Raw genomic sequence first — 2,859 nt, forward strand, 5'->3', positions numbered from 1 at the left:
GCGGCCCACGGGACGTACACGGTCTTATTCGTCGGCAGCGTCGGGCGCGGCCGGGCCGGGGGTGTCCTCGGTCACGGGCTATCGGCCGGAGCGGTGGATCACTTCGCGGGCCAGGGCCCGGTAGGACTCGGCGCCGGCGGACTTCGGCGCCCAGGTGGTGATGGGTTCTCCGGCGACGCTGGTCTCGGGGAACCGGACGGTGCGGGCGATGACACTGTCGTAGACGAGGTCGCCGAAGACCTCGACGACGCGGGACATCACCTCGCGGGCGTGCAGGGTGCGCGAGTCGAACATGGTCACGAGGATCCCGGCGAGGCTGAGCTTGGGGTTGAGCCGGTCGCGCACCTTGTCGACGGTGTCGTTGAGCAGGGCCAGTCCGCGGAGGCTGAAGTACTCGCATTCCATCGGGATGATCACCGCGTCGGCGCAGGCGAGGGCGTTGACGGTGAGCAGGCCGAGGGACGGCTGGCAGTCGACGAGGATGTAGTCGTAGCGGTCGAGGACGGGGTACAGGGCGCGGCCGAGGGCTTGTTCGCGGCCGACCTCGGAGACGAGCTGGATTTCGGCGGCGGACAGGTCGATGTTGCTGGGCAGCAGGTCCAGTCCGTCGACGCGGGTGTGCAGCAGTACGTCGTCGACGGAGACGCCGCGTTCGACGAGGAGGTTGTGCACGGTCAGGTCGAGGTCGTGGTGGGCGACGCCGAGTCCGGCGGACAGGGCGCCCTGCGGGTCGAGGTCGACGAGCAGGACGCGGCGGCCGTATTCGGCGAGGGAGGCACCGAGGTTGATGGTCGAGGTGGTCTTGCCGACGCCGCCCTTCTGGTTGCACATCGCGATGATCTTCGCGGGCCCGTGGCTGGGCAGCGGCTGCGGTTCCGGGACGTGCCGGCGGGGCCGGCCGGTGGGGCCGAGCTCGGCCTCGGGTTCCGCGGTGTGGGTGTGCTCCGGGTCGGCGGGGGCCGCGTCGGCGCCGGGGCGGCCGTGGAGCAGGGCGTGCTGTGCTGCCGGCGCGGTGTCCGCTGCGGGCGGTTGTGGTGTCCCCACTATCCCCTGCTCCCCCTGTCCTGCTCGCTCGGCTGTCGGATCAACGCTACCGCTTCGGGTGGTGCGATGGCGCCGGGGACACGCCCTGCCGTCGCGGGCGCTATCGGGCGCGGGGGTGGGCCCCGGCCCACACCTCGCGCAGCGCACCGGCTGTGACCTGCGTGTAGATCTGTGTGGTGGTCACGGAGGCATGGCCGAGCAGTTCCTGCACCACGCGCACGTCGGCGCCGCCGTCGAGGAGGTGGGTGGCGAAGGAGTGGCGCAGGGTGTGCGGGGAGACGGCGGCGGGGACCCCGGCGCGGGCGGCGGCGGTCTGCAGCACCTGCCAGGCGCTCTGCCGGGACAGGCGGCCGCCGCGGGCGTTGAGGAACAGTCCCGGGGTGCGTCCGGCGGCCAGGGCGGGCCGGCCCCGCACGAGATAGGCGTCGACGGCGGCCAGGGCGGGACGGCCGACCGGCACGACGCGTTGCTTGCCGCCCTTGCCGCGCAGCAGCACCGACCGGGTGGTGGTGTCGAGGTCGTCGACGTCGAGGCCGACGGCCTCGGAGATGCGCGCCCCGGTGGAGTACAGCAGTTCGAGCAGCGCCCGGTCGCGCAGGTCGCGCGGGCCGTCGGCGCTGGTGCCCGCGGAGCCGAGGATGGCCAGCACATCGGCGACGGGCAGGGCCTTGGGCAGGCGCCGGCCCGCAGCGGGGGGTTTGACGGCGCGGGCGACGTCGACGGGGGTGCGGCCTTCGGTGGTGGCGAAGCGGTGCAGCCCGCGCACGGCGACGAGGGCCCGGGCGGCGGAGCTGGCCGCGAGGGCGGGCCGGCCCCGGTCGGGGTCGCCGCGGCGCAGCGCGGTGACGAAGTCGCCGACGTGCTCCTCGCGGACGTCGGCGAGGTCGTCGATGCCGCGGTCGGCAAGGTGGTCGAGGTAGCGGGTGAGGTCGCGCCGGTAGGAGGCCAGGGTGTTGGGGGCGGCGCCCCGCTCGACGGTGAGGTGGTCGAGGTAGGCGTCGAGCTGGCGGGCGAGCACGGCGTCAGTTCCCGTCGCGCTTGGTGCGCAGCAGGGCGCGGGGCCGGTCGGGCCACCCGGCCCCGGCGGGCCGCAGGGCGCCCGCGTCGCGGCGGGTGGCGGCGAGGGCGAGGATCCCCGACACCGCGGTGGCGTTGACGATCTGTCCGCCGAGCACCATGGCGACGGCCTCGTCGACGGGGACGCGGCGGATCTCGAGGTCCGCCTCCTCGTGTTCGGGGTCGGGCCGGTCGGCCTCGGACAGGTCCCGGGCCGCGTACACCCGCACGGCCTCGTCGGTGAATCCCGGCGAGAGGGCGAGGTCGACGAGCAGGTCCCAGCGGGCGGCGGCCAGGCCGGTCTCCTCGGCGAGTTCCCGGCGGGCCGCGTCGAGTGGGTCCTCGCCGGGCGCGTCGAGCAGCCCGGCGGGCAGCTCCCAGAGGCGGTGGCCGAGCGGGTGGCGGTACTGGTGGATCAGGATCAGCCGGTCCTGCTCGTCGACCGCGGCGATCGCGACGGCGCCGTGGTGCTCGACCACCTCCCGTTCGGCCTCGTGCCCGTCGGGCATGGCGACCCGGTCCACACGCAGCGACACGATCGCGCCGGTGTAGATCCGGCGCGTGGACAGCGTCCGGAACTCGTGTCGCTGCGTCACGGTCGGCTACTTGCCGCCGGCGGTGGCGTTCTCGGACGCGGTGACCACCGCGTCGCCGCCGTCCACCTCGTCCGCGTCGTCGCCGTGCACGTCCACGGGCAGGCGCTCGGCGGCCTTGTACCGCAGCGCGGCCGCGATGAACGCGGAGAACAACGGGTGCGGG

3 protein-coding genes are annotated in these 2,859 nt (G+C 74.5%); all 3 read right to left on the minus strand.

Annotated features, from left to right (window positions below):
• Window positions 1-78: 78 nt before the first annotated feature.
• Complete coding sequence (locus G6038_RS30500; RefSeq protein WP_165042621.1) at window positions 79-1,044, minus strand: ParA family protein; 966 nt, start codon at window positions 1,042-1,044, stop codon at window positions 79-81.
• Window positions 1,045-1,144: 100 nt separating this feature from the next.
• Window positions 1,145-2,062, minus strand: a complete 918-nt coding sequence (locus G6038_RS30505) for a site-specific tyrosine recombinase XerD (protein WP_165042623.1) — start codon at window positions 2,060-2,062, stop codon at window positions 1,145-1,147.
• Window positions 2,063-2,066: 4 nt separating this feature from the next.
• The gene (locus G6038_RS30510; RefSeq protein ID WP_165042625.1) at window positions 2,067-2,696 is read right to left on the minus strand and encodes an NUDIX hydrolase; all 630 of its coding nucleotides are present in this window, start codon (window positions 2,694-2,696) and stop codon (window positions 2,067-2,069) included.
• Between the last annotated feature and the right edge of the window lie 163 nt (window positions 2,697-2,859).

This window comes from Rhodococcus sp. 14C212, assembly GCF_011058195.1.
Taxonomy (GTDB): Bacteria; Actinomycetota; Actinomycetes; order Mycobacteriales; family Mycobacteriaceae; genus Rhodococcus; species Rhodococcus aetherivorans.